Annotated in this window: 20 protein-coding genes; 19 read left to right on the top strand and 1 reads right to left on the bottom strand. The window is 45.0% G+C overall.

What is annotated here, in order from left to right; translation table 11 throughout:
• The first annotated feature begins 94 nt into the window (after positions 1-94).
• Together ACTRWI_RS18725 and ACTRWI_RS18720 are read left to right on the top strand one after the other, a co-directional pair.
• Complete coding sequence (locus ACTRWI_RS18725; RefSeq protein WP_004736949.1) at positions 95-304, top strand: DUF3283 family protein; 210 nt, start codon at positions 95-97, stop codon at positions 302-304.
• A 96-nt stretch (positions 305-400) separates the two neighbouring features.
• Positions 401-1,117, top strand: coding sequence for a YebC/PmpR family DNA-binding transcriptional regulator (locus ACTRWI_RS18720; RefSeq protein WP_004736950.1), 717 nt, complete (start codon positions 401-403; stop codon positions 1,115-1,117).
• A 128-nt stretch (positions 1,118-1,245) separates the two neighbouring features.
• Here the strand turns inward: ACTRWI_RS18720 and ACTRWI_RS18715 are convergent, their stop codons facing one another.
• Complete coding sequence (locus ACTRWI_RS18715; RefSeq protein WP_499133287.1) at positions 1,246-1,476, bottom strand: DUF2798 domain-containing protein; 231 nt, start codon at positions 1,474-1,476, stop codon at positions 1,246-1,248.
• 84 nt (positions 1,477-1,560) lie between these two features.
• On the opposite strand from ACTRWI_RS18715, the gene ACTRWI_RS18710 reads away from it, so the two are divergent.
• The 17 genes from ACTRWI_RS18710 to rlmJ all read left to right on the top strand — a co-directional run bounded on the left by ACTRWI_RS18710 (position 1,561) and on the right by rlmJ (position 21,022).
• Positions 1,561-2,460 carry a LysR family transcriptional regulator gene (locus ACTRWI_RS18710; RefSeq protein WP_499133286.1) on the top strand — a complete coding sequence of 300 codons (900 nt, stop codon included), beginning with the start codon at positions 1,561-1,563 and terminating at the stop codon, positions 2,458-2,460.
• A gap of 16 nt (positions 2,461-2,476) precedes the next feature.
• Positions 2,477-3,352 (top strand): NAD(P)-dependent oxidoreductase, encoded by an 876-nt coding sequence (locus tag ACTRWI_RS18705; RefSeq protein ID WP_499133285.1) that lies wholly within the window; start codon positions 2,477-2,479, stop codon positions 3,350-3,352.
• Between the two features lie 166 nt (positions 3,353-3,518).
• Complete coding sequence (locus ACTRWI_RS18700) at positions 3,519-4,091, top strand: TetR/AcrR family transcriptional regulator (RefSeq protein ID WP_499133284.1); 573 nt, start codon at positions 3,519-3,521, stop codon at positions 4,089-4,091.
• A 451-nt stretch (positions 4,092-4,542) separates the two neighbouring features.
• On the top strand, positions 4,543-5,313 hold the full coding sequence (locus ACTRWI_RS18695; protein WP_499133283.1) for an SDR family NAD(P)-dependent oxidoreductase: 771 nt from the start codon (positions 4,543-4,545) through the stop codon (positions 5,311-5,313).
• A gap of 83 nt (positions 5,314-5,396) precedes the next feature.
• Positions 5,397-5,942, top strand: a complete 546-nt coding sequence (locus tag ACTRWI_RS18690; RefSeq protein ID WP_499133282.1) for an OsmC family protein — start codon at positions 5,397-5,399, stop codon at positions 5,940-5,942.
• 699 nt (positions 5,943-6,641) lie between these two features.
• Entirely contained in the window at positions 6,642-7,316 is a 675-nt protein-coding gene (locus ACTRWI_RS18685; protein WP_499133281.1) for a hypothetical protein, read from the top strand.
• A 66-nt stretch (positions 7,317-7,382) separates the two neighbouring features.
• Complete coding sequence (locus ACTRWI_RS18680; protein WP_499133280.1) at positions 7,383-8,081, top strand: ABC transporter ATP-binding protein; 699 nt, start codon at positions 7,383-7,385, stop codon at positions 8,079-8,081.
• The gene (locus ACTRWI_RS18675; RefSeq protein ID WP_499133279.1) at positions 8,069-9,358 is read left to right on the top strand and encodes an ABC transporter permease; all 1,290 of its coding nucleotides are present in this window, start codon (positions 8,069-8,071) and stop codon (positions 9,356-9,358) included. Before ACTRWI_RS18680 ends, ACTRWI_RS18675 begins: the two co-directional genes overlap by 13 nt.
• Entirely contained in the window at positions 9,351-10,133 is a 783-nt protein-coding gene (locus tag ACTRWI_RS18670) for an outer membrane lipoprotein-sorting protein (protein ID WP_499133278.1), read from the top strand. Before ACTRWI_RS18675 ends, ACTRWI_RS18670 begins: the two co-directional genes overlap by 8 nt.
• A gap of 9 nt (positions 10,134-10,142) precedes the next feature.
• Positions 10,143-11,435: a hypothetical protein gene (locus ACTRWI_RS18665; RefSeq protein ID WP_499133277.1), complete on the top strand. Its 1,293-nt coding sequence runs from the start codon at positions 10,143-10,145 to the stop codon at positions 11,433-11,435.
• Positions 11,435-12,493, top strand: a complete 1,059-nt coding sequence (locus tag ACTRWI_RS18660) for a sensor histidine kinase (protein ID WP_499133276.1) — start codon at positions 11,435-11,437, stop codon at positions 12,491-12,493. Before ACTRWI_RS18665 ends, ACTRWI_RS18660 begins: the two co-directional genes overlap by 1 nt.
• Before the next feature lie 50 nt (positions 12,494-12,543).
• A complete protein-coding gene (locus ACTRWI_RS18655; protein WP_499133275.1) occupies positions 12,544-13,392 on the top strand; it encodes a LytR/AlgR family response regulator transcription factor in 849 nt (282 codons plus the stop codon).
• A 199-nt stretch (positions 13,393-13,591) separates the two neighbouring features.
• Positions 13,592-16,369, top strand: coding sequence for an insulinase family protein (locus ACTRWI_RS18650; RefSeq protein WP_499133274.1), 2,778 nt, complete (start codon positions 13,592-13,594; stop codon positions 16,367-16,369).
• A 184-nt stretch (positions 16,370-16,553) separates the two neighbouring features.
• Positions 16,554-17,048: a hypothetical protein gene (locus ACTRWI_RS18645; RefSeq protein ID WP_499133273.1), complete on the top strand. Its 495-nt coding sequence runs from the start codon at positions 16,554-16,556 to the stop codon at positions 17,046-17,048.
• 167 nt (positions 17,049-17,215) lie between these two features.
• The gene (secD, locus tag ACTRWI_RS18640; RefSeq protein WP_499133272.1) at positions 17,216-19,009 is read left to right on the top strand and encodes a protein translocase subunit SecD; all 1,794 of its coding nucleotides are present in this window, start codon (positions 17,216-17,218) and stop codon (positions 19,007-19,009) included.
• Positions 19,010-19,011: 2 nt separating this feature from the next.
• Complete coding sequence (secF, locus tag ACTRWI_RS18635; RefSeq protein ID WP_499133271.1) at positions 19,012-19,953, top strand: protein translocase subunit SecF; 942 nt, start codon at positions 19,012-19,014, stop codon at positions 19,951-19,953.
• A 202-nt stretch (positions 19,954-20,155) separates the two neighbouring features.
• Entirely contained in the window at positions 20,156-21,022 is an 867-nt protein-coding gene (rlmJ, locus tag ACTRWI_RS18630) for a 23S rRNA (adenine(2030)-N(6))-methyltransferase RlmJ (RefSeq protein WP_499133270.1), read from the top strand.
• Positions 21,023-21,144: the final 122 nt, after the last annotated feature.

Genomic DNA, 21,144 nt, shown 5'->3' with positions numbered 1-21,144 from the left:
GCCATAAATCCTTTCTGCTACTCATAGTATTGGTTTTATGAGGCTGCTCTATGATATATTTCTCGGCCAAGTGTATTACAGACGAAGGCGACTAATGTCTATCAACCTTTCACTCCTTCCACCCAGCGAGAAAAACAAAATCGAACTGGATAAGCAGGCATCGTTTCTAGTATGGAAATTGAAGCAGGCTAAATGTGGCCCAGAAGCCATTGTTGAAGAAGCAATGAAGCTCGGTGACCCAGATGAAAAGGCGTGGTTTGAACAGTCTGTAGAAAAATACAAACGAGTAATGGGCGTCGCATAACCGCAGACAAACCTTGCTCAGCAAAGCTGTAGAATTGAAATGACACAGTAATTTGCTAGAATTTGCCCCGTTAATTGAATCAGAGAGAAGATCCCGATGGGAAGAAGTTTTGAAGTGCGCAAAGCCTCAATGGCTAAAACTGCTGGCGCAAAAATTAAAGTTTATTCCAAATACGGTAAAGAAATTTACATGTGTGCGAAGAATGGTGGTTCAGATCCAGACATGAACCTTTCGCTAAAGCACCTTATTGCTAAAGCGAAGAAAGACCAAGTTCCTGCACACGTTATCGACAAAGCGATCGACAAAGCAAACGGCGGCGGTGGTGAAGACTACGCACCAGCTCGTTACGAAGGCTTTGGCCCAGGCGGCACAAGCGTAATCGTTGACTGTCTAACTGACAACGGCAACCGTACTTTCCAAGACGTTCGCCAATGTTTCGTTAAAACTGGCGCGAAAATCGGTGTTGAAGGTTCTGTTTCTCACATGTTCGCTCACCAAGCTGTATTCCAGTTCAAAGGTGAAGATGACGAGATCATCCTAGAAACACTAATGATGGACGACGTAGACGTAACAGATGTAGAGCTAGAAGATGGTGTAATCACTGTTTTCGCTCCAACAACTGAGTTCTTCAAAACGAAGACTGCACTAACTAACGCGTTCCCTGAGCTAGTTCTAGATGTTGAGGAAATTACTTTCGTTCCTCAAACTATGACGCCAGTAGCGGAAGAAGATTCTGAGAAGTTCCAGAAGTTCCTAGACCTTCTTGATGACTGTGATGACGTTCAGCAGGTTTACCACAACGCTGAGCTGTAATTTTTACAGTGACAATAGTTAATAAAAAACCGAGCCTAGTGCTCGGTTTTTTTATGCTTTGAGTATTGATCAGCCTTGATCATCGTTCCGCATTTTTGCCAACAAAGAGCCCGTTGATACAGCACTGATTAGCAAAGCGTGCGCGGTCGACAAATCCACTCAGATAGCTTTCGAATCAAGGGGAGTACTGTAAGGTTCAGCACAATGGCACACGGCCAAGCAAGAAAGAAGCTTTGTAACCAGATTGGCGGCCACTCGTGGCTGAATCCAATTTTATAGCCAGAAATTAACCCAGACATCATGGTTGCCATGGTGAGGGAGGATAAAATCGCGGTTACCCAAAATTGTTTTTTGCTCATCTATGTTTCTCCCGTGATTTTCTGTAACTGATGAGATAAGGTTACAACCATCCATTAATGAGAAAAATAGGCATAAATAGAAGCATGAATTCCATATTCGGAAATATTGACGATCTATTCCTGTTTTGTACTGTGGTTGAAGAGGGCTCGTTGCTGTCGGCATCGAAGCGGCTTCAACTGCCTGTGTCGACTATGTCACGCCGGTTAACTGCTTTAGAAGAGCGTTTGAGCATCCGCTTGTTAGAAAAGAAGGGTAGGGAGTTGGTGGCGACTAAAGATGGCGAGGTGGCCTTTGCAGCGCTGAGCAGTGGCATGGAGTCTCTTCATCAAGGTTTTAGTAGCCTGCTTGAAGAACGTGATGCCATTCAAGGCAAGATAAAACTCGCAGTCCCTCATAATTTCTATAGTGGTTTTCTTCGCCCGACTGTCGAGCAATACCTTACTCAATATCCAAATGTGCAGCTCAATCTGATTTTGAGCCAGCAACAAGTGGTACCTCAAACCGACCGTGATTTGTTGATCACGTTTCAGATTTCCGACATGGACGGCATGATCGCTCGACCATTGTTTAAAGCGAAACATGGCTTTTTTGCAAGCCAAGCCTATTTAGATTCGCGTGGGCCAATCGTTAAACCAGAGGATCTTGAACATCAAGACTGGATTAACGTTGATGATGTGTTTGATATGCCGCTCTACAAAGCGGGTCATCTGGAACAGATGGTGACGATCAAACCTAAGTTTATTGTGAACGATATTCATGCGGTCGCGGCGGCAGCGCAAAAGGGGCTGGGTATCGCTTCGCTGCCTTTTCGTCATGTTTATCCGGAAATGAATCTGGTTCAAGTGCTCCCTGAGTATCACCGGGGTGATCGCCAAGCGTATTTAGTGTACAAAGAAAGAAAATATCAGCCGAAGGCTTTAACTCTGCTTATTGAGGCGTTAATTAAAAGCGTTCAGTCGTTCCATAGCGACGAGCTGAGTTAAACAAAAGGAGAAAGAAATGAAAGTAAGTTTTATCGGGTTAGGCGTTATGGGTTTCCCAATGGCAGGACACCTAGTCAAAGCCGGTTTCGAGGTAACGGTATTTAACCGTACTCATAGCAAAGCATTGGACTGGGCTGGAAAGCACCAAGGTAGAGCCGCTGAGAGCGTTGCTGAGTGTGTGGCAGAAGCCGATGTTGTGCTGGTTTGTGTGGGTAATGATGATGACGTACGCAGCATGACAACCAGCGAAACAGGCGCACTGGCAGCAATGAAGCCAAACGCGATTCTTGTTGACCACACTACAACGTCTGCAATCCTGTCTGAAGAACTTGAAGTTGCAGCGAAAGAAGCGTGTATTCGCTTTATGGATGCACCAGTGTCTGGTGGTCAAGCAGGTGCAGAGAACGGCGTGCTAACTATCATGTGTGGTGGTGAGCAACAGCTATTCAACGACCTTCAACCTGTATTTGAAGCTTACGGTAAATCGTCAGTTCTGATGGGGAAAGTAGGCCAAGGCCAACGCGCGAAAATGGTCAACCAGATCTGCATCGCTGGTGTGTTGAATGGCTTATCTGAAGGCTTAGTGCTTGCTGAGAAATCAGGTTTAGATATCCCAACTCTGGTTGATTGCCTCAAAAACGGCGCTGCTGGTTCGTGGCAGATGGAAAACCGCGCTACGACAATGGCGCAAGACAAGTTTGATTTCGGCTTCGCTATTGACTGGATGATCAAAGACTTAGGTTTCTGTTTAGATGAAGCTGAGCGCCAAGGCATTCAACTTCCATTGACGGAGAAGACCAACAATGCATACAAGGCTCTTTCTGCACAAGGTGAAGGCCGCATGGATACCTCTGTATTGATGAAAGCTGTGGTTGAAGAGACAAAGAAGTAGAAATATAGAAACTTCGTTTAGATAATTAAAAATAGCCGCAGATTAGCGGCTATTTTTTTGCCCACCCACACTTGAACTTTGCACCTCCTGGAAATCCATACCTACTGATAGATAGGCGATGTCTGTGAATTATGCTATATTCCCCAAAAATATAGGTGGAATAAATATGAAAGAACTTAATCCAACGGCAGAAAAGATCGTCGATTTAGCTGAAAGTTATATGCAAAGCCGAGGTTTTAATGGCTTCAGCTTTCGCGACATTCAAAATGAGCTTGGGATAAAGACTGCGAGTATCCATTATCATTTCAAAACGAAACAAGACCTGGCTCAAACGGTATTTGAACGTTACCTTGTGAATTACGAAGTAGCGTTAAAGCGGATCGAGAGTCAAGACATCTCTGCAGAAGGTAAAATTGAAGCGTTAGCCGACATTTTTGTTGATGTACGCGAGAACAACAAACTGTGTCTATGTGGTATGTATGCTTCTGACTTCTATTTTTTGGCGGATGGTTTGGAACGCCAGTTGTCTAAATTTGTTCAAATCAATGAAAACTTTATTCGTAAAAGCATAGAGCAGGGGATTGCGAGTGGACATTTCCGTTCTGGATTAGAAGCGACTCAAGCTGCGAGGCTAATTTTTGTCGCCTTGGAGGGAGGGATTTTACTGTCTCAATTCAAGGACACAGACTATATCCGTTCGGTGAAAGCCAGCTGTTTAAACATTCTGAAGGCGTCATAGTTTATCGCTCAGATTGATACGGCGCGGTATAGCAATGGGCTTTGTAGGAGACATTGTCATCGCACTGTAGATATGTTGGACGTAGTGCAACCCAAAAGAGGTTGTGGTTTTGAAAGCGAGGCTTAGCCCTCGCTTTTTTTATGTCTAAAAATTGATCATTGGACAAAATTCTTAATGGATCTGACTCACTAAATGGTGTTGTAGACACTTTTCATGAGACGGATACTCATTTAAATAAAATAATTTAATCACATATAACCTTGATAAATATAGACTTTTTTTGGTTTGCACTTTATCTACCTACTGGTAGGTAGATAAAGTTGTTGACGTGAAACCGATCCGATCTTAAAGTACACCCACTGACGAGGAGATGGTCTCTACTCCTCCTCCATTTATTTGAACAATCAGCCTATCTACTAGTAGGTAGTCTTTTTAAATTAAGGATTTCATTATGTTTAACACATCTTCTATTGCACTAATTGTTGGCGGTTCTTCTGGTATGGGTAAAGCAACAGCAGAGCGACTGCTTAAGTCTGGTGTGCCTGTAATGATTCTCTCTCATGACAAACAGAATCTTGCTGAAGCAAAATTGGATCTGGAATCAACCACGAATGGTCATGTTGAAACGGCTCAGGTTGATTTATACGACCCTTCTGCTATTCAAAGCTTTATTGAACAGTTAAATGCAGAAAAACGTCACATTGGCTACTTGGTGAATGCGGCTGGTTTCTTCAAACCTGTCGATTTCCTTGAGCATTCTGAGCAAGATTACGACCTTCAGTTAGATATGAACCGTGCTTTCTTCTTCATTACACAAGCCGTTGCGAAAAATATGAAACAACACGGTGGTGGCGCAATTGTAAACATCGGTTCTATGTGGGCACATCAAGCAATTAAAGCAACACCTTCTTCAGCTTACTCTATGCAGAAAGCGGCACTACATGCACTGACAAAAAACTTGGCCATTGAACTAGGCGACCACGGTGTACGTGTAAACGCTGTGGCTCCAGCAGTCGTGATGTCGACAATTTATAAGTCATTCATCGCTGAAGACGAGATTGAATCTGCACTACAAGGCTTTAACGATTTCCACCCAATTGGTCGAATTGGTTCTACAGACGATGTTGCTGACGCAATTGAATATCTACTATCGAATAAGTCTTCTTGGGTAACGGGCACGATTCTAAATGTCGATGGCGGCGTGATGGCGGGTCGAAACTAAATTACTTGTCGCCTTCCACGCGGTGTGGGAGGCGCTACATGAATATTAATCACTATAAACAAGAAATAATTAAAGGATTTAACATGAGTAATGCACCATTAAATGGCCTTAACTTAGAAGGCCTATCAGCTTATACGAAAGTTATTACTGATGATGCAACACAAGCGGTATCTGAATACGGCATTGTTGCTGAATGGAAAGGCGGTGTTCATAGCGAGATTCGCACGTTGAACCAAAAGGTAGGTGGAACAGAAATCGTTAAAGATTTTACTTTCGACGTGGGTGAACCAGAAGAGCTTCTTGGCAATAACGCATACCCTACGCCACAAGATTACCTGCTGGGTGGCATGGCTGGCTGTATGATGGTTGGTTTTGTTGCAGGCGCCAGTGCCCGCGGCATTTGTTTAGAATCTGTAAAGCTGAACATAAAAGGGGCTTTGGATCTTCGTGGGTTCTTGAATGTATCTGAAGAAGCTCAGGTTGGCTTCGAAGAGATCCAATTTCAGTTTGAAGTTCAAGGTGATGGTACTCAAGCTGATTACGATGAAGTTATTGCGGGGGTCCAACAATTTTCTCCGAATTACCGAACAATCAGTGATGCCGTTAAAGTATCAGCGATTGTGGCTTAATTAAACGATTTTATTTAATTAGCTAAAAATATAGAAAACTTTTTTAAATTATGCACTGCCACTGCTTTGAGCCTATATTTTAACATAGGCTCTTTTATATTCTTAAAACTCTAAATTATCCAGGTTTAAATTAGGTTTTTTTAATTCGATAATGTTAATTTATTCTATTATAACTAATGATGTAATAGACTCAGTTATATAAAAAACACCTACACTGCTTATCATCAAATTAATTTATCATTTTTAACTTCAGTATAGTGGAGTAATAAAATGAAACTCCTTAAATATGTGATGATCCTTGCTTTAATTCAATGCTCATTCGCATGTCATAGCGAACAAGTTAAAAAGACTAATCCATGATATTAATAGGGTTTGGTTTAGCCAACGAGTGCCCTGTTAGAATGTCACTTAGATAACGAAAAATAGCCGCTGATTCGCGGCTATTTTTGTATGGCTTGTATAAATCCAGACAAGCCTATCGATGATTATGTATACCCGAGTAATTGATATAAATAGCGCCGAAAATCTAGATTTATCAATTATAGGAACAAGCATTAGCTCCGTCTATACATGCTATATTCCATTCACGCCTTCACTCAACCATTCACTCCGCATTATTGCCATTCGTCGCATTGATAAAACGGCGTGACAGTTTGTGGTTAATCTTTCAACGTCAACATTCGAAAGGGATTACACATCATGACGGCTTCAAACACTTCAAACTCATTTACTGCTCTGTTTCGTCGTTCACTTTTAATTGGGTTAGCTTCAATTACTCCTACGCTGGCGCTAGCTAATCCAAGTTCAGACGTGCTTGATATTTACAACCAAGCCGCGCAAGGCAATGAAGAGCTGGTCGAGGTGGCTTATGAGCGCCTCAACGATACGCTGCAACAAGATGGTGCGACGCCACTGACTTTGGTTTATCTAGGAAGCACAGAAACCTTAATGGGGCGTGATGCGTTTTTACCTTGGAATAAGATGAAGTATGTCGAAAAGGGCTTGTCGACCATCGATAAATCACTGGTGTTGCTGAAAGACGAAGACCAACCCATTCATGAGCAACCTCGTGTTCAAGGGCTACCAGATTCTTATCTGACTCGCGCTATGGCCGCAGTGACTTACACCTCTCTTCCAGACATGTTTAACCACTTTGATCGCGGTTACAACTTGTTCCTCTCGCTACTCGCGGAAGATGAATTTCAACAACAGCACTTCTCTGCAACCTCATGGATTTATCGCTACGCAATTACTGCATCGATTCGTGCTGAAGACCTAACGCAAGCACAAGCGTGGTTAAAACAAATGGAAACGGCTGATGCCGACAACATCGAAACGATGACTGCGAAGGCCCTAATAGCGAAAGCCAAGTGATAGTTGCGAAAGCAAAATAAAGGGCATGGAAGCTAAACAGTTGGCGAGTAATCAGAGGAAAGCGGAATGATTGAATTTAAAGGAATCGGTAAGTCGTATCTCACGGGTGGACAAAGTGTAGACGCACTCAAGGGAGTCGATGGTCAGATTAAACGCGGTGAAATGGTGGCACTGTGCGGCCCGTCGGGATCGGGAAAAAGCACACTGCTGAACATCCTCGGTTTGTTGGATATGGACTATCGAGGTGAGATAACTATTGATGGCAAAGCGTATTCAACAGATCAGATTACGGCTGCGCGTTTTCGCCGCCAGTCGTTGGGTTTTGTGTTTCAGCGCTTCAATCTGGTTCCTGTGATGACAGCGCTTGAGAACGTCGCTTACCCATTGATGTTGAACCAATATTCGAAGCAAGAACAGCAGACCAGAGCGCAAGATATGTTAGAGCGTGTTGGGCTAGGGGAGTACATCCATCACCGTCCAGACAACCTATCAGGCGGTCAGCAGCAACGTGTCGCGATAGCCAGAGCATTGGTCTACAACCCAAACCTAGTGATTGCCGATGAGCCGACAGCCAGCTTAGATAGCCACACAGCCAACCTGGTGATCGACATTATGAAAGAGCTCGGTCATGAGATGGGAACTACCTTTATCGTCGCAACGCACGACCCAAGAATGGCGCAGCGCTGTGACCGAGTGATTGAACTTATCGACGGACAACTGGCACCACAAACCGAAGTAATGGAGGTGATCTCATGGGCAAGTTAACGCAAGGCTTTAGCTCCGTTTTACTTCCAACCTCGGTGCGTTTGGCGTGGCTCAATCTATTGAGAAATGGTCGACGTAGTCTGCTTTCGGTGTTGATCATCGCGATTGCCGTGTTTGCACTGACTAGTGCGGGCGGTTATGGACTTTACACCTACGAATCTTTGAGAGAATCAACCGCGCGCGATACGGGTCATCTTACTTTGAGCACGCCGGGTTACTTTGAACAAGACGAAGATATGCCGCTGAGCAATGGTCTGGATAGCGTTCAAGCACTCACTAAGAGCATTATTGGTGACAGCGATGTGCGTGGGGTGCAGCCACGAGTTTACTTTAGTGGTTTGGTGTCTAACGGGAGCAAGTCGACCATCTTTATGGGAACTGGCGTTAATGAGCGCGAGTTCGACATGAAAGGACCTTTCCTTGACGTGCGCAGCGGTCAAAACCTCTCGGATGTGAAATCACCAAGATACGACAGCCAAGAGCCACAAGTAATGCTCGGAACCGACCTTGCTCGTAACCTCAAAGTGACCGTTGGTGATTGGGTCACACTGCTCGTTACCACTAGTGATGGCGCATTGAATGCCTTTGATTTTAAGGTGCAGGGTATCTACTCGACTGGTGTGCCTGAGTTGGATAAACGTCAGTTGTACGTACATATCACCACCGCACAAGAGCTTTTAGCGTCAGATAAAGTCAGCACCTTGTCGGTATTTCTTTTTGAAACCGATAAGACTTCGTCGGTTCAACAACGCATCCAATTGGCTTTGGATGAGCAAGTTGGTCAACAAGACTCAGAGATTGAGATCACCCCATGGCAAGATCGCGCATTCTTCTACACCAAGGTTAAAGACCTTTACGACCGTATCTTCGGCATTATGGGCGCAGTGATGGCATTGGTAGTGTTCGTATCTTTGTTTAATACCATGACCATGTCAGTGACGGAACGTACTCGTGAGATTGGCACTTTATCGGCACTTGGCAGTTACCCTTCTGAAATCGTGGCGGGTTTTCTAAAAGAGGCGGGTTTACTGGCGATGATTGGCAGTGCGATAGGCGCATTAGTGAGTGGTTTAGTGTCGGTGTTATTGCTGGTAGTTGATGTGCAAATGCCACCACCTCCGGGGCGAACCGAAGGTTACCCACTTAATATTTACTTCTCATTGGAATTGGTTGGTTACGCCACCTTGGGTGTGCTGACGATCTGTTTGCTGGCTGCTTATTTCTCGGCTCGCAAAGGCGTAAATAAGCCAATCACGGAGGCACTGGTTTATGTATAAATTTACTCGTTCACTCACTGTTTTAGGTTGCGCGTTGGCTTTGGCTCTAGTGTCGGCACCAAGCTGGGCTATCGATTCACAGCAAGTTACCGAGATGATTGCTAAGGCAGACAGCTACCGTTTGAACAGCGAACAGGCATCAAAAGTGGTGTCTCTGGTTGTGTTATATCAAGACGAGCAACTAGACAAAACCCGCGAATACAACGTCTACACAAGACCAAACCGAGAGTCGCTGGTCGTGTTCAAGTCGGCGGTCGAGGTGGGTCAAAAGATGCTGATGATAGAAGACAACTATTGGTTACTGATGCCGAAATCGCGCCGTCCAATTCGTATCACTCCGATGCAAAAATTGCTTGGTGAAGCTTCGGTTGGTGATATCTCAACGCTGACCTGGAGCGAAGACTACCAAGGCGAGTGGGTTGCTGAACAATCGGTTGAAATGCCTAGTAGTGATCAGCTTGACACCCATCACTTAAAACTCACCGCAAAAACTAAGGGCATGAGTTATCAATCTATCGATCTGTGGTTAACGGTAGACCGAGCATTTCCAGTCAAAGCGGATTTGTATCTGCGTTCAGGAAAGCTAGCTAAGCAAGCGTGGTTTACTGAAGGCGTACGTGATGGCTTACCAAGTGTGGTGTCGATGACCTTGCTCGATAAGATTCAACCAAGTAAGAAAACCGTGATTGAGTACCGCGAGGTAAGCGAACAAGCCTTGGCGGACAAGTATTACAACCCCGCTTACTTATCTCGCAATAGCGTGTCTGGGCTTTAGGTGGGTGGCATGAGAGCTTTTAGTCGTCGATTCCAGATTAAGCCGTTAATCGCTAGCTTGCTTGCATTGTCTTGTGTGAGTAACACGACTCAAGCGGACGATCTGAGTTTAACGTGGGACTGGCAACTCAGTGCTGAAGGCGTTGAATCGCGAGAGTCGCCATTTAGCCCTTTCGCATCTGACAACCGTCAGTCACTCAATGGTTTGCTGGATCTTGAAGTTGGATATGGCAATTGGTTGGGTCTGTTTGCCGTAAAAGCCAACGACATTTTGAGCAATGACCCACAGGTCAGTGAGACGAGCTTTGAATCGGAATTCATTGCGCGCGAGTTGTTTTGGCAAGGTGGTGTTGAACTGTCGAATTCAGCGTTCGGTGATCATTATTTGGATGTCACGCTCGGTAAGGTTCGCCTAGATTGGGGTGTTGGTTATGGCTACCGACCTTTAGACATCATCAAGCCTTATCGACAAAACCCAGTGGGCATTGTCGCAGAAGAGGGTGCTGGTGTGGCTTCAGCGTCACTGTTTGATATGACGGGCGAATGGACCCTGCTTTACAGCGACTCATCATGGACTTCCCAATATGTGAATCAATTCGAAAAGCAGAATCAGCAACAAGGGGTTGGCTTACGTCGTTACAATTTAGTAGGCGACCACGAATATCAATGGGTCGCTTATTACGATGATGTGCGTCAAGGCTTGCTTGGAGCGAGTGTGGTGTCGGTATTAAACCTCGCGTGGGAGTTTCACGGTTCGGTGGTTTATCAGCGACAAAATTTGGGTTACAGCCAGCCCAATTCACTGCTCCAACCGGTTTATCTTGAAGAGCAGGGCGAGGCTTACCAAGCCTTAGTTGGACTGACATGGGCCAACGAGACGGGCCACAATGTGGTACTGGAATACTGGTTTGATAGCCGTGCTTGGAGTGACTCTGAGTGGCAAAGCGCTTTAGTGAATGCGGAATATTTGTCTCTTAATCCCATGACAACATCGTTGGCGGGCTGTTACGCTCAAGGTTATCAACACGCTAATTTGGTTCAACACAATCTCATGTTTCACTGGTCTTTGGACTCGGCACATGGCTGGCTTGAAGATATTACGCCTACATTTGATGTCATGCTGTCTCCACAGGACGGTGGCTTTATTGCTACGCAGTGGCTTAATTATCAGGCTTTCGATAATGGTGATTCATCGTTGGAATTGGAACTTGCTGCACGCTTTCTAGGCGGTAAAAGTGATTCTGTTTACGCCAACTTACCGGATAGTCATATGATTCTTTTAAATATCAAAGGACGATTTTAATGGACACTTCTTCAAACAGTCGCTTTTCATGGATTAAAAGCTTCGCGTTCACCACGCTATTTTGCGTTCTTATTGCTATTACAACCAATACGATTTGGGGACGCGGGTTTACGCTCAACTTGGCCATCAGCTTCGGCTTTGGCTACAGCGCAGTTGGCTCTTCGTTTGTGTTGGTTGAACTATTCAAAAGGAAATCAAAGGCATTTGATGTAGGGGTATCAATGGTGATTGCAATGACCATTGGTACCTTGAATGCACACTATTGGTTGAACGGCTTTTTCGGCTCTAACCTTTCCGATCTTAAGTCTGTGATGCTGCTTGGTGTGATCTTTTGTTCCGTTTGTTATTACTATTTCTACACAAGAGAGCAGCAGCTGCGTGCCGATAATGAATTAGAGGTGGCGAAGCGTCGCCAAGCTGATCAAGAAAAGGTCGTTGTACTTAGCCAGTTAAGACAACTGCAAAGCCAAATCGAGCCGCACTTTTTGTTCAACACTCTTGCGACCATTAATGTATTGATTGAGAGTGATAGCGCCAAAGCTAAGTTGATGCTTGAAAAACTGACTGACTTGTTGCGTGTGACCCTGAAGAACAGCCGTACCGAGCAATCGACTATTGCTCAAGAGGTCGATTTGCTCGACGCTTATTTGAACATTCAGAAGATACGATTAGATGAGCGCTTGACGTTTTCGATTGAAACCAACGACATCAGCGAGCAGCAGGTGATTCCGCCTTTCTTGATTCAACCTTTGGTTGAGAATGCGTTAACACACGGAATTGAACCCAAGGCTACTGGTGGTGAAGTCAATATCCGAATTGTTCAACAAGACGGCCAGATGAAAATTGAAGTATCCGACAGTGGCGTGGGGCTAACAGCACCGTCTATTGCTACTGGCCATGGTGTTGGATTGAGTAACATTCGTCAGCGTATTGATACCCTATACGGAGATAAGGCGAGCCTGACGATCACAGAGCGAGCGACTGGCGGCGTGGTGTCGACGATATTGTTGCCGCTCATCAGCGAAACTAGCTCCGAGAATGCAGTTCTGAAACTCTAAGTACTGTTAAAAAAACAGACGATTTACAGTGTGAATTTAAAGGAAGAATAATGATCAACTCAGGACTAAAGCCCAGCGTGACGGCAATTATTGCAGACGATGAAGCACTGTTAAGACATCACTTGGATAAGAGTCTTGCTGAGGTTTGGCCTGAGCTAGAGATTATCAGCAAGGCCAAAAATGGGACAGAGGCTATGCAGAGCATTCAGCAGCTACAACCAGATGTTGCCTTTCTTGATATTCGCATGCCAGAGCTTGATGGTATTTCGTTAGCCAAGCAGTTGAACAAGCTTGCATCACCGCCGCTGGTGGTCTTCATTACGGCTTACGACGAGTATGCGGTTAAAGCCTTTGAGCACAATGCGACAGATTACCTACTCAAGCCAATCAATGAAGAGCGCCTGCTTATTACCTGTCAGAAGATTCAAGCGCGCTTATCAAGTAATCAAACACAGTCCGGTCATATGCCAGAACAACCCGACATCGCTGCACTCATGAGTCAACTGCAGCAACTGTCACAATCGGCATCACAGCAAACGCAGTCTCCTTATATGTCGCAGAAAAAGTATCTCACGTGGCTTAAAGCTAGCGTTGGCGAAGACATTCACTTGATCTCTGTTGATGATGTGGCGTATTTCAAAGCAGAAGATAAGTACGTATCGATATTTAAGAAAGGGCAGGGCGGGCTTTTAGAGGAGTTTATTCTTCGCGTGTCACTAAAAGAGCTGATCGCCCAGCTCAACCCTGATGAGTTTTGGCAGATCCATCGTTCAGTGGTGGTGAAAGTGTCAGCTATTGATAAGGTCAAAAAAGGACTATCCGGCCAGATGTCGGCGTATGTATCTGGTGAGAAGTTGCCAATCAGCCGTGCCTCACAAGCTCTGTTTAAAGGGATGTAGAGACGTTACTTGAAGGCGTGTAGTCTGTTTTTCTTACCCTTACTCCTGAACTTCTAGTTGAATATGGCTGAATTTACATGTGTTGTTGTAATTTATAAAGTGACGATCCAGATCACAACTATACTCATTTGGTTCAATATTAAATAATAATCATTAGCCCAGTCTGTATATTGTCAGTGAATGATATTAAGAGGTTGTTATGAAGACATATTATTTAGCGACGGCAATATGCTTTGCCCTGGTTGGTTGCAGTTCTACATCAAAAACCAATGAAACTTTAATTCAACCAGATCCTGCCTGGACATCTGCTCAACTGGATAATGGTTTTACCTACCATGTTTATCCTGATCATGAAGCATCGGTATCTGTGCGTTTAGTTGTGCACGCGGGCTCCATTCAAGAAACACCTCAACAAGAAGGCTATGCTCACTTTGTCGAGCATATGGCATTTAATGGCAGCAAGAACTTCTCTCAAAACGATGTGATTCGTCTATTTGAAGAAGCTGGCTCCAGCTTTGGTGCGGACATCAATGCCTATACTTCCTATGAAGATACGGTGTATGAATTAGATTTGCCAGATAACCTCCAATTAGAGCAAGCATTGACTTGGATGCGTGACGTTGGCGATGGCCTCGATCTCTCTAGTTCGGAAGTTGAAAAAGAAAAGGGAGTGATTCTTGGTGAGTTTCGTATGGCTCGTCTCGATGATAAGTCATTCCCCGAGAAATATGTTGATTACCTATTCGAAGGCAGCCCTTACGAATCGCAAGATGCGTTAGGAACTAAAGCTTCGGTTATGGCTGCCACGTCGGAAGGGCTTACCGACTTTTACCAAACTTGGTATCAACCTCAAATCGTTGAGCTAGTGGTTTCTGGTGATGTGGACCTTAAAACACTGATCCCACTGATTGAAGAGAAATTTTCGAGCTGGGAGCGCGGTAAAACGTCAAAGCCACAAAAGCAGAATACGACTTCGTTCAATGAAGGTGACTACATTGAATATGCTGGCAGAGAAGCTCCGAGTATTTCTTTGACGTTTAACCGAGGTTTAAACACTGTTGAAACCCACGCTCAACAACATCAGCGTTGGTTGGATGAAACCACTCAGATTCTTATTCAGCAGCGTTTAGAGGCAGACTTTAATGATGCAGCGCTACCGACGCAATGGATAACGTCAGATAACATCAGTTTGGGTGCTCTGCTTTATTCATCGACAAGTGTTGGCTTCCCAGCAGGCAGCCGTAATGCGGTTCAGAAAGCGTTGGTTTCTACTTTAACGTCGTTACGTGATTACGGTGTCTCTGAAGGAGAAATTGCGAGTGAGCTCCATTATTATCAAGACTCACTGGATGATATTGAGCACGACTGGGATAAAAGGGACAGTGTGGATCACGTGAACGATAAAGTGAACGCATTAGTGTCTGGCGATATTGTCCAATCTCAAAAAGACTATCAGGCCAGCATGGAAGCCTTTCTTGCTAATTTAAGCCTTGAAGCGATTAATAAAAATATCAAAGAAGTCCTTTCGAGTGATTACTTTTTGATTGTCGGCATGGATGACAATGAGGATCGCACAGCGGTTCTGGCTTCTCTAGATGGATTAAAAGCTTCTTATAGTCAGCAGGGTACACAGACATTCGTAACGGCAACAGCCAGTGCATTTGCTTCGCCTGCCGTACCCGGCGAGGTTGAATTGGTAGAGCAAATGTACGCCGATCCAAATATTCAAAAGTGGACTTTAAGTAATGGTATCGACATGTGGTACCTACGTGATTCATACGCGAAAGGCGATGTTGGAATAATGTACGTGAGTCTTGGCGGTAAAGCGGCGTTGGAGCCGGATTTATTCGCAGCTGCAAATGTGACACTACCTGTTATTGCTCGAAGTGGTGCTGGTGACTTTACGGGATCTGAGCTGAAAGCCTACTTTGATCGTGAAGGGATTTTAGTCGATTCTTTTATTTCTTCGACGCGACATGGCATTGAGTTTAATATCGAAAAAGATGGGATGAGTGACGCGTTTGCTGCGCTATATACCTTCATGGTGTCTCCTAAAGTGAATTCTGATCAGCTTGAAGCTGTGAAGCAAGAGCTAGTGCAAGACAAAGAGTCCTTCCTAAGTACGCCTGTTGGTCAATTTGAACAAGCGATCAATCAAAATATTTATCGCTCGGGAAGCCGCCATCTATTCGTAAATAAAGAGCGTGTTAAAGCGGTTTCTGTTGAAGATGTCCGTGCTGTTCATCAACAACTGTTTGGTCAACTAAGACACAACCAGTTGGTGGTCGTTGGTGATATCGACCCAAGTGAGTTGAAACCTCTAGTTCGTAAGTACTTAGCTTCAATTCCATTGCAAGCGGGGACGGTGCCAGATTTCAAAGTGGAGTACAAGCAACCAGCGAAACCACTTATTGATGTCGCGATCAACAACGTAAATAGTGCGGAATATATCTTACGAGTGATTCCAGAGCCGACGACAATAGAAAGTGGAGGCTGGACTGCAAAAGATGTCTTCATGGAAGACTTATTGCAACGATTAGTCGCATCTCGTTTAGACTCTTATGTTCGTGAAGAGTTGAGTTTAGATTATTCACCTTATGCTTATGCGGCTTCGAATGATGGTGAACCGACTCATGAGTGGGTAATCGGAGCAATGATCGCGCCGGAGAACGTAGATACTGTTGAAATGGCGATTGATAGAGTGATCTCAGACCTCCTACAAGGTATTTCTGAAGACGAACTGCATTCGATAGTAAAACAGTTTGAAGCTGACTTCGCGCCACTAGAGGCAAGTTCTATCGATCAGGCGTGGTTTGTGTCTCGTTATCTATTGTATGGGTATGGAGTGGAAGCCTTGGCTGATGTTGACCGAGTCGTTAAATCAATATCGGTTGAAGACATGAATGCTCTGCTCCATCACCTGTTTGGCGAGAATAGCCGTAAGGTTAAGAACATCATGCGACCTAAAGCGTCATAACGATCAGCGTTGGACGCATACGTAATGGAAAGCCAAGCCTAGTTGCTTGGCTTTTTCTTTTTTTGAAGCATCAAAGCTTAATCGGTTGCATTGAATCATTTTCTAAAAAAATGTTTTAAATCAAGACAGCGTTTCATTTGTGTTGTAGATTGGCGATCTACGAGAATATTGTTTGGATATTAGATTGCTTAAACTGGGTACCCGATTAGTCTTAATGTTGTTTTTACTGAGCTTTGGCTTAGTGAATTCTAACGGCTATTCGTTTCCTTCTAAGCCGTTTCAAATCGAGACTGCTCAACAGCAATCTTTCGCGCAAAAACAGTGTCAGAACGCTGCCATTGATGACCCATCGGCCTATTTGGAGTGCGATAAAGTTCAAGTAGGCGCTTCGTCAGTAGGTGACAGATCCAATTATCACGATACTGAATCTAGCCTTCAAGCGACCACTTACCGACGTATATCAACCAATGAGCAAGAAAGCGCGCCTGACCTTGAGCCTGCTTATCACTTGCTGATTGACTTCTCTCCCCCTTCTTTACTGGCTTCGCTGTTAGCGACAACCCCTATGTTGGACCTCAAACAGCACTGGACCAGTATTGTCAGCTCTCCGCCTTCCCGTTTGTCGGGGTGGAAAGAGTGCAACATCCAATATTCACACTTTCGAGAACTTCTTAGCTAATCCTTTGCCCCTGATTGGTCGCATCGACGATCCCCTGTGTCCGTTGTTTTAGCCAATCCCCAAAACAATTCGCGACTGCACTCTGCTGCCGTTCAATCAGTTTGGTCTGGTTGGGGTTAGCCATCGTTCGCGTTCGCAAAACTTAGTTAAAATAAGAGATCTTGACTGTGAAAAAACGCATTCCAAGAAGACAAATCAACCACTACTCTAAGTGGAAATACGTGGTACTTATCACCACCATTATCATCATGATTCTGAGCGCTTTGCCGTCGTGGTATGGTGAAGATGCTTCGGTTCAAATTAACAATCGCTCTGAGCAAACCATCGACGCGACTCAGGTCACTCAATACCTTGCAAGCGAAGGCATCCAAGCTAAATCGGCTTATCAGAAAGACAAGCGTTTAGTGGTGATCTTAGAAGATGCCGAGCAGCAAGCAAAAGCCAAAGAAGTGCTGAATGAGCGTCTGCTTGATACTGCAACCGTCGCGCTAGCAATGGAGCCAGCGGCACCAAAATGGCTGACTGACATGGGCTTTGCACCGATTCAGCTAGGCCTTGATTTACGTGGTGGTGTGCAGTTCTTACTCGAAGTAGACATGGAACCGGTTTACCACGCGCAAGCGCAAGCTATGGTGGACGAGATCACCAGCCAAGTGCGTTATGCCCGCGGCAAAGTGGTGAACAACAAAGTGGAATTTAACTTCCGCACCGATGCCGATTTTGAAAAGGCGCAAAAGCTGATTCGTGAAGAGTTCCCGCAATGGCTACGTGACAGCTCAGACAAAAAGCTGACTCTAACGCAATCTGAAGATGAACAACGCACGCTTCGCAACCTAACGGTTCAACAAAACCTACAAATCATGCGCAGCCGTATTGAAGAGCTAGGTATCACTGAAGCCTCAATTCAACGCCAAGGCGAAAGCCGTATCCGTATCGAATTGCCGGGTGTACAAGATCCTGCAGCTGCAAAAGACGTGATTGGTGCCACAGCATCATTGGCGTTCTACTCGGTTTACGATAACCCAACACGCAACACTCAAACGCTAAAAGATACCGATGGCAACCGTGTGGTTGTTGCTCGCAAAGCAGTACTGAGTGGTGAGCACATTATTGATGCACGTAGTGGCATTGGTGAAATGGGCAGCGCAGAAGTAAACATCACCCTAGATTCTGCGGGTGGTAAGAATATGTCTGAGTTCTCTCGTCATAATATCGGTAAGCCAATGGCGACAGTGTACAGCGAGTACAGCCGCGACAGAGCCGGTAACAGCGAGAAAACCAGTGAAGTGATCAGCGTTGCGAACATCCAATCTCAATTGGGTAGCCGCTTCAGAATTACAGGTGCGGGCAGCATGGCTGAAGCGCAAGAGCTTGCTCTATTGCTTCGTGCAGGTTCACTAACGGCGCCAGTCACCATTATTGAAGAGCGTACCATTGGTCCATCTTTGGGCGCAGAAAACGTAACTAACGGCTTTGCTGCATTGGCGCTTGGCCTTGGTCTTACTCTGACGTTTATGGCGCTATGGTATCGCCGTCTTGGTTGGGTCGCGAATGGTGCGCTTATCGTTAACATGGTAACGCTGTTTGGTCTGATCGCATTGCTACCGGGTGCGGTATTAACACTGCCGGGTATTGCTGGCTTGGTATTAACCGTTGGTATGGCGGTGGATACTAACGTACTTATCTTCGAACGTATTCGAGACAAAATGAAAGAAGGACGCAGCTTTGCTAGCTCCATCGATCGTGGTTTCGATAGCGCGTTCTCGTCTATCTTCGATGCTAACTTCACCACCATGATTGTAGCTGTCGCTCTTTACACCATTGGTAACGGACCAATTCAAGGCTTTGCCTTGACACTGGGCTTGGGTCTTCTAACCAGTATGTTTACGGGCATTTTTGCTTCACGAGCGATCATCAATTTGGTTTGGGGGCGTGACCAACGCCACGATGTAAGGATTTAAGCATGAGTACTTCAACAAAAATGACAATTTCAGAACGCTATTTTTCCAATAGCAATATGACTCTCCTGCGTAAGGTGATGTCGGTAATCTCTATTGTTCTGTTCATGAGTTCAGTAATGCTAGTGGCCGTGAAAGGGTTTAACTGGGGTTTGGACTTTACAGGCGGTGTGGTTGCTGAGGTTCAACTTTCTGATCAAGTGACCAAAGACGCATTGAAAACACAGCTTGATGCCGCTTTCCAACAAGACGTGCAAGTGGTTGGCATGGCAGAGCTAGACCGCTGGACCATTCGCTACAGCCAACTGACAGACGCACCGCAGATTAACTTAGTTGATGCTTTGGCATCGGTGAGTGACCAAGTGAAAGTGCTGAACAGCAGTGTGGTTGGCCCTCAAGTGGGTCAAGACATGGTTGACCAAGGTGGTTTAGCGGTATTGGTGTGTTTCTTAATGATCATGCTTTACCTAAGTGTACGATTTGAATGGCGTTTAGCTCTAGGTGCTCTGGCTGCGATCATTTACGACGTGACGATTATCTTCGGCTTATTCGCTTTGACTCAGTTTGAGTTCAACCTAACGGTGTTAGCGGCGGTATTAGCGATTCTGGGCTACTCACTGAATGACTCTATCATCATTGCTGACCGTGTCCGTGAGATGCTGCATGGTAACCCTAACGGCGATACCGACAACCTACTTAACGAATCAGTCAAAGCAACGTTTTCTCGTACTATGGTGACTTCAGGTACGACGTTGTTGACGGTATCTGCGCTTTGGTTGCTTGGTGGCGCGGCTCTACAAGGCTTTGCAATCGCACTGGTAGTGGGCATTGCGAGTGGTACATGGTCTTCAATTTCGGTCGGTATCACCCTTCCGAAATTACTTGGCCTACAGCCTTGTCACTACCAAGTGAAACCGCCTGTAGAAGTTGAGGGTGAGTACCCTTAGGTTATCTATTTTAGTCATATTGTAACTCAGTAAGTGAGCTGACTTTAGCCCTTCGTTTTTAACCGAACGAAGGGCTTTATTTTATATAAGAGTCAACTAGTTAGAGAAAGGATAGCCTATTTCAAAAAACGAAGGGTTGAGCAGGCAAGCACTAATGATATGAAGTATGTTTAGATGACGTTAGTAGAAATGAGGCAAGGGAATGGAATATCGACATCAATGTCACGTAGGCGACCACGGCGATGCACTGAAGCACCCTGTATTAAGTGTTTTGGTTCAGTCATTAATGCAGCAGCATTCGCGCCTCAATGTTATCGACACACACTCAGGTACCGGGTGTTATGACCTAACTACTGCACCAAGTAATCATGCGAGTGAATTTGCAGAAGGGGTTGGGTACCTTTGGCGAAACAAGGCGTACCTTCCTGAGTCATTCGCATCTTTTATGTCGGTGTTGGAATACTACAATCCGAAGCAACTTATCACGATGTATCCAGGGTCGGCGGCGATTACTTATCAACAAGGTCGCAGCCAAGATAGCTTCTATTTTTCCGATATTCAGCAAGATGAAGCCGATTTACTGCAAATCAATATTGAGAAGTTACAACGTGACGTGGGTATCTCTAGCAAGCTGACCATTACCGCGGGCGATGGGCTTAAAGCTCTGCCTGATGATGTCGCGAAACATGATAGCCACCACCTGATTGTGATCGACCCACCTTACGAAACGGATTCCGAATATCTCGCGGTGATTGATGCTTTGGTTAAGGCCTATCAACAGTCAGAGAGAGTATCTGCATTAATTTGGTATCCGTTATACACAGATGATCGAAGCTCTCTGATATTGGAGCACTGTGTGACAGCGGCGAAAGATGGCTTGTTGCCAAGTCCGATAAAGTCGGAATTGCGATTGCGCGATCCGAAAGGGGATGACCGTCTTATTGGTAGTGGCTTGCTGTTATTTAATCCACCACAAGGTATTGCAGGGACGGTTGCTGACACGCTCGATTATTTGCATAGTCAGCTTGCAACCAATGGTGAAGGATATTGGCAAATGAAAAGTCTATAAACCTGATTGGTATGGGCTTTCTGATGAATTAGTAGACGCAGTTTACTAAATCACTGTTATTTATCTGGTTTAAATTGACCAAACGCTAACTTTTATCGATTGATTAATTGCTGTGAATCATT

The organism is Pseudoalteromonas sp. G5_S1_14_S5 (assembly GCF_054968605.1).
This window is presented reverse-complemented; position numbering and strand designations above follow the sequence as displayed.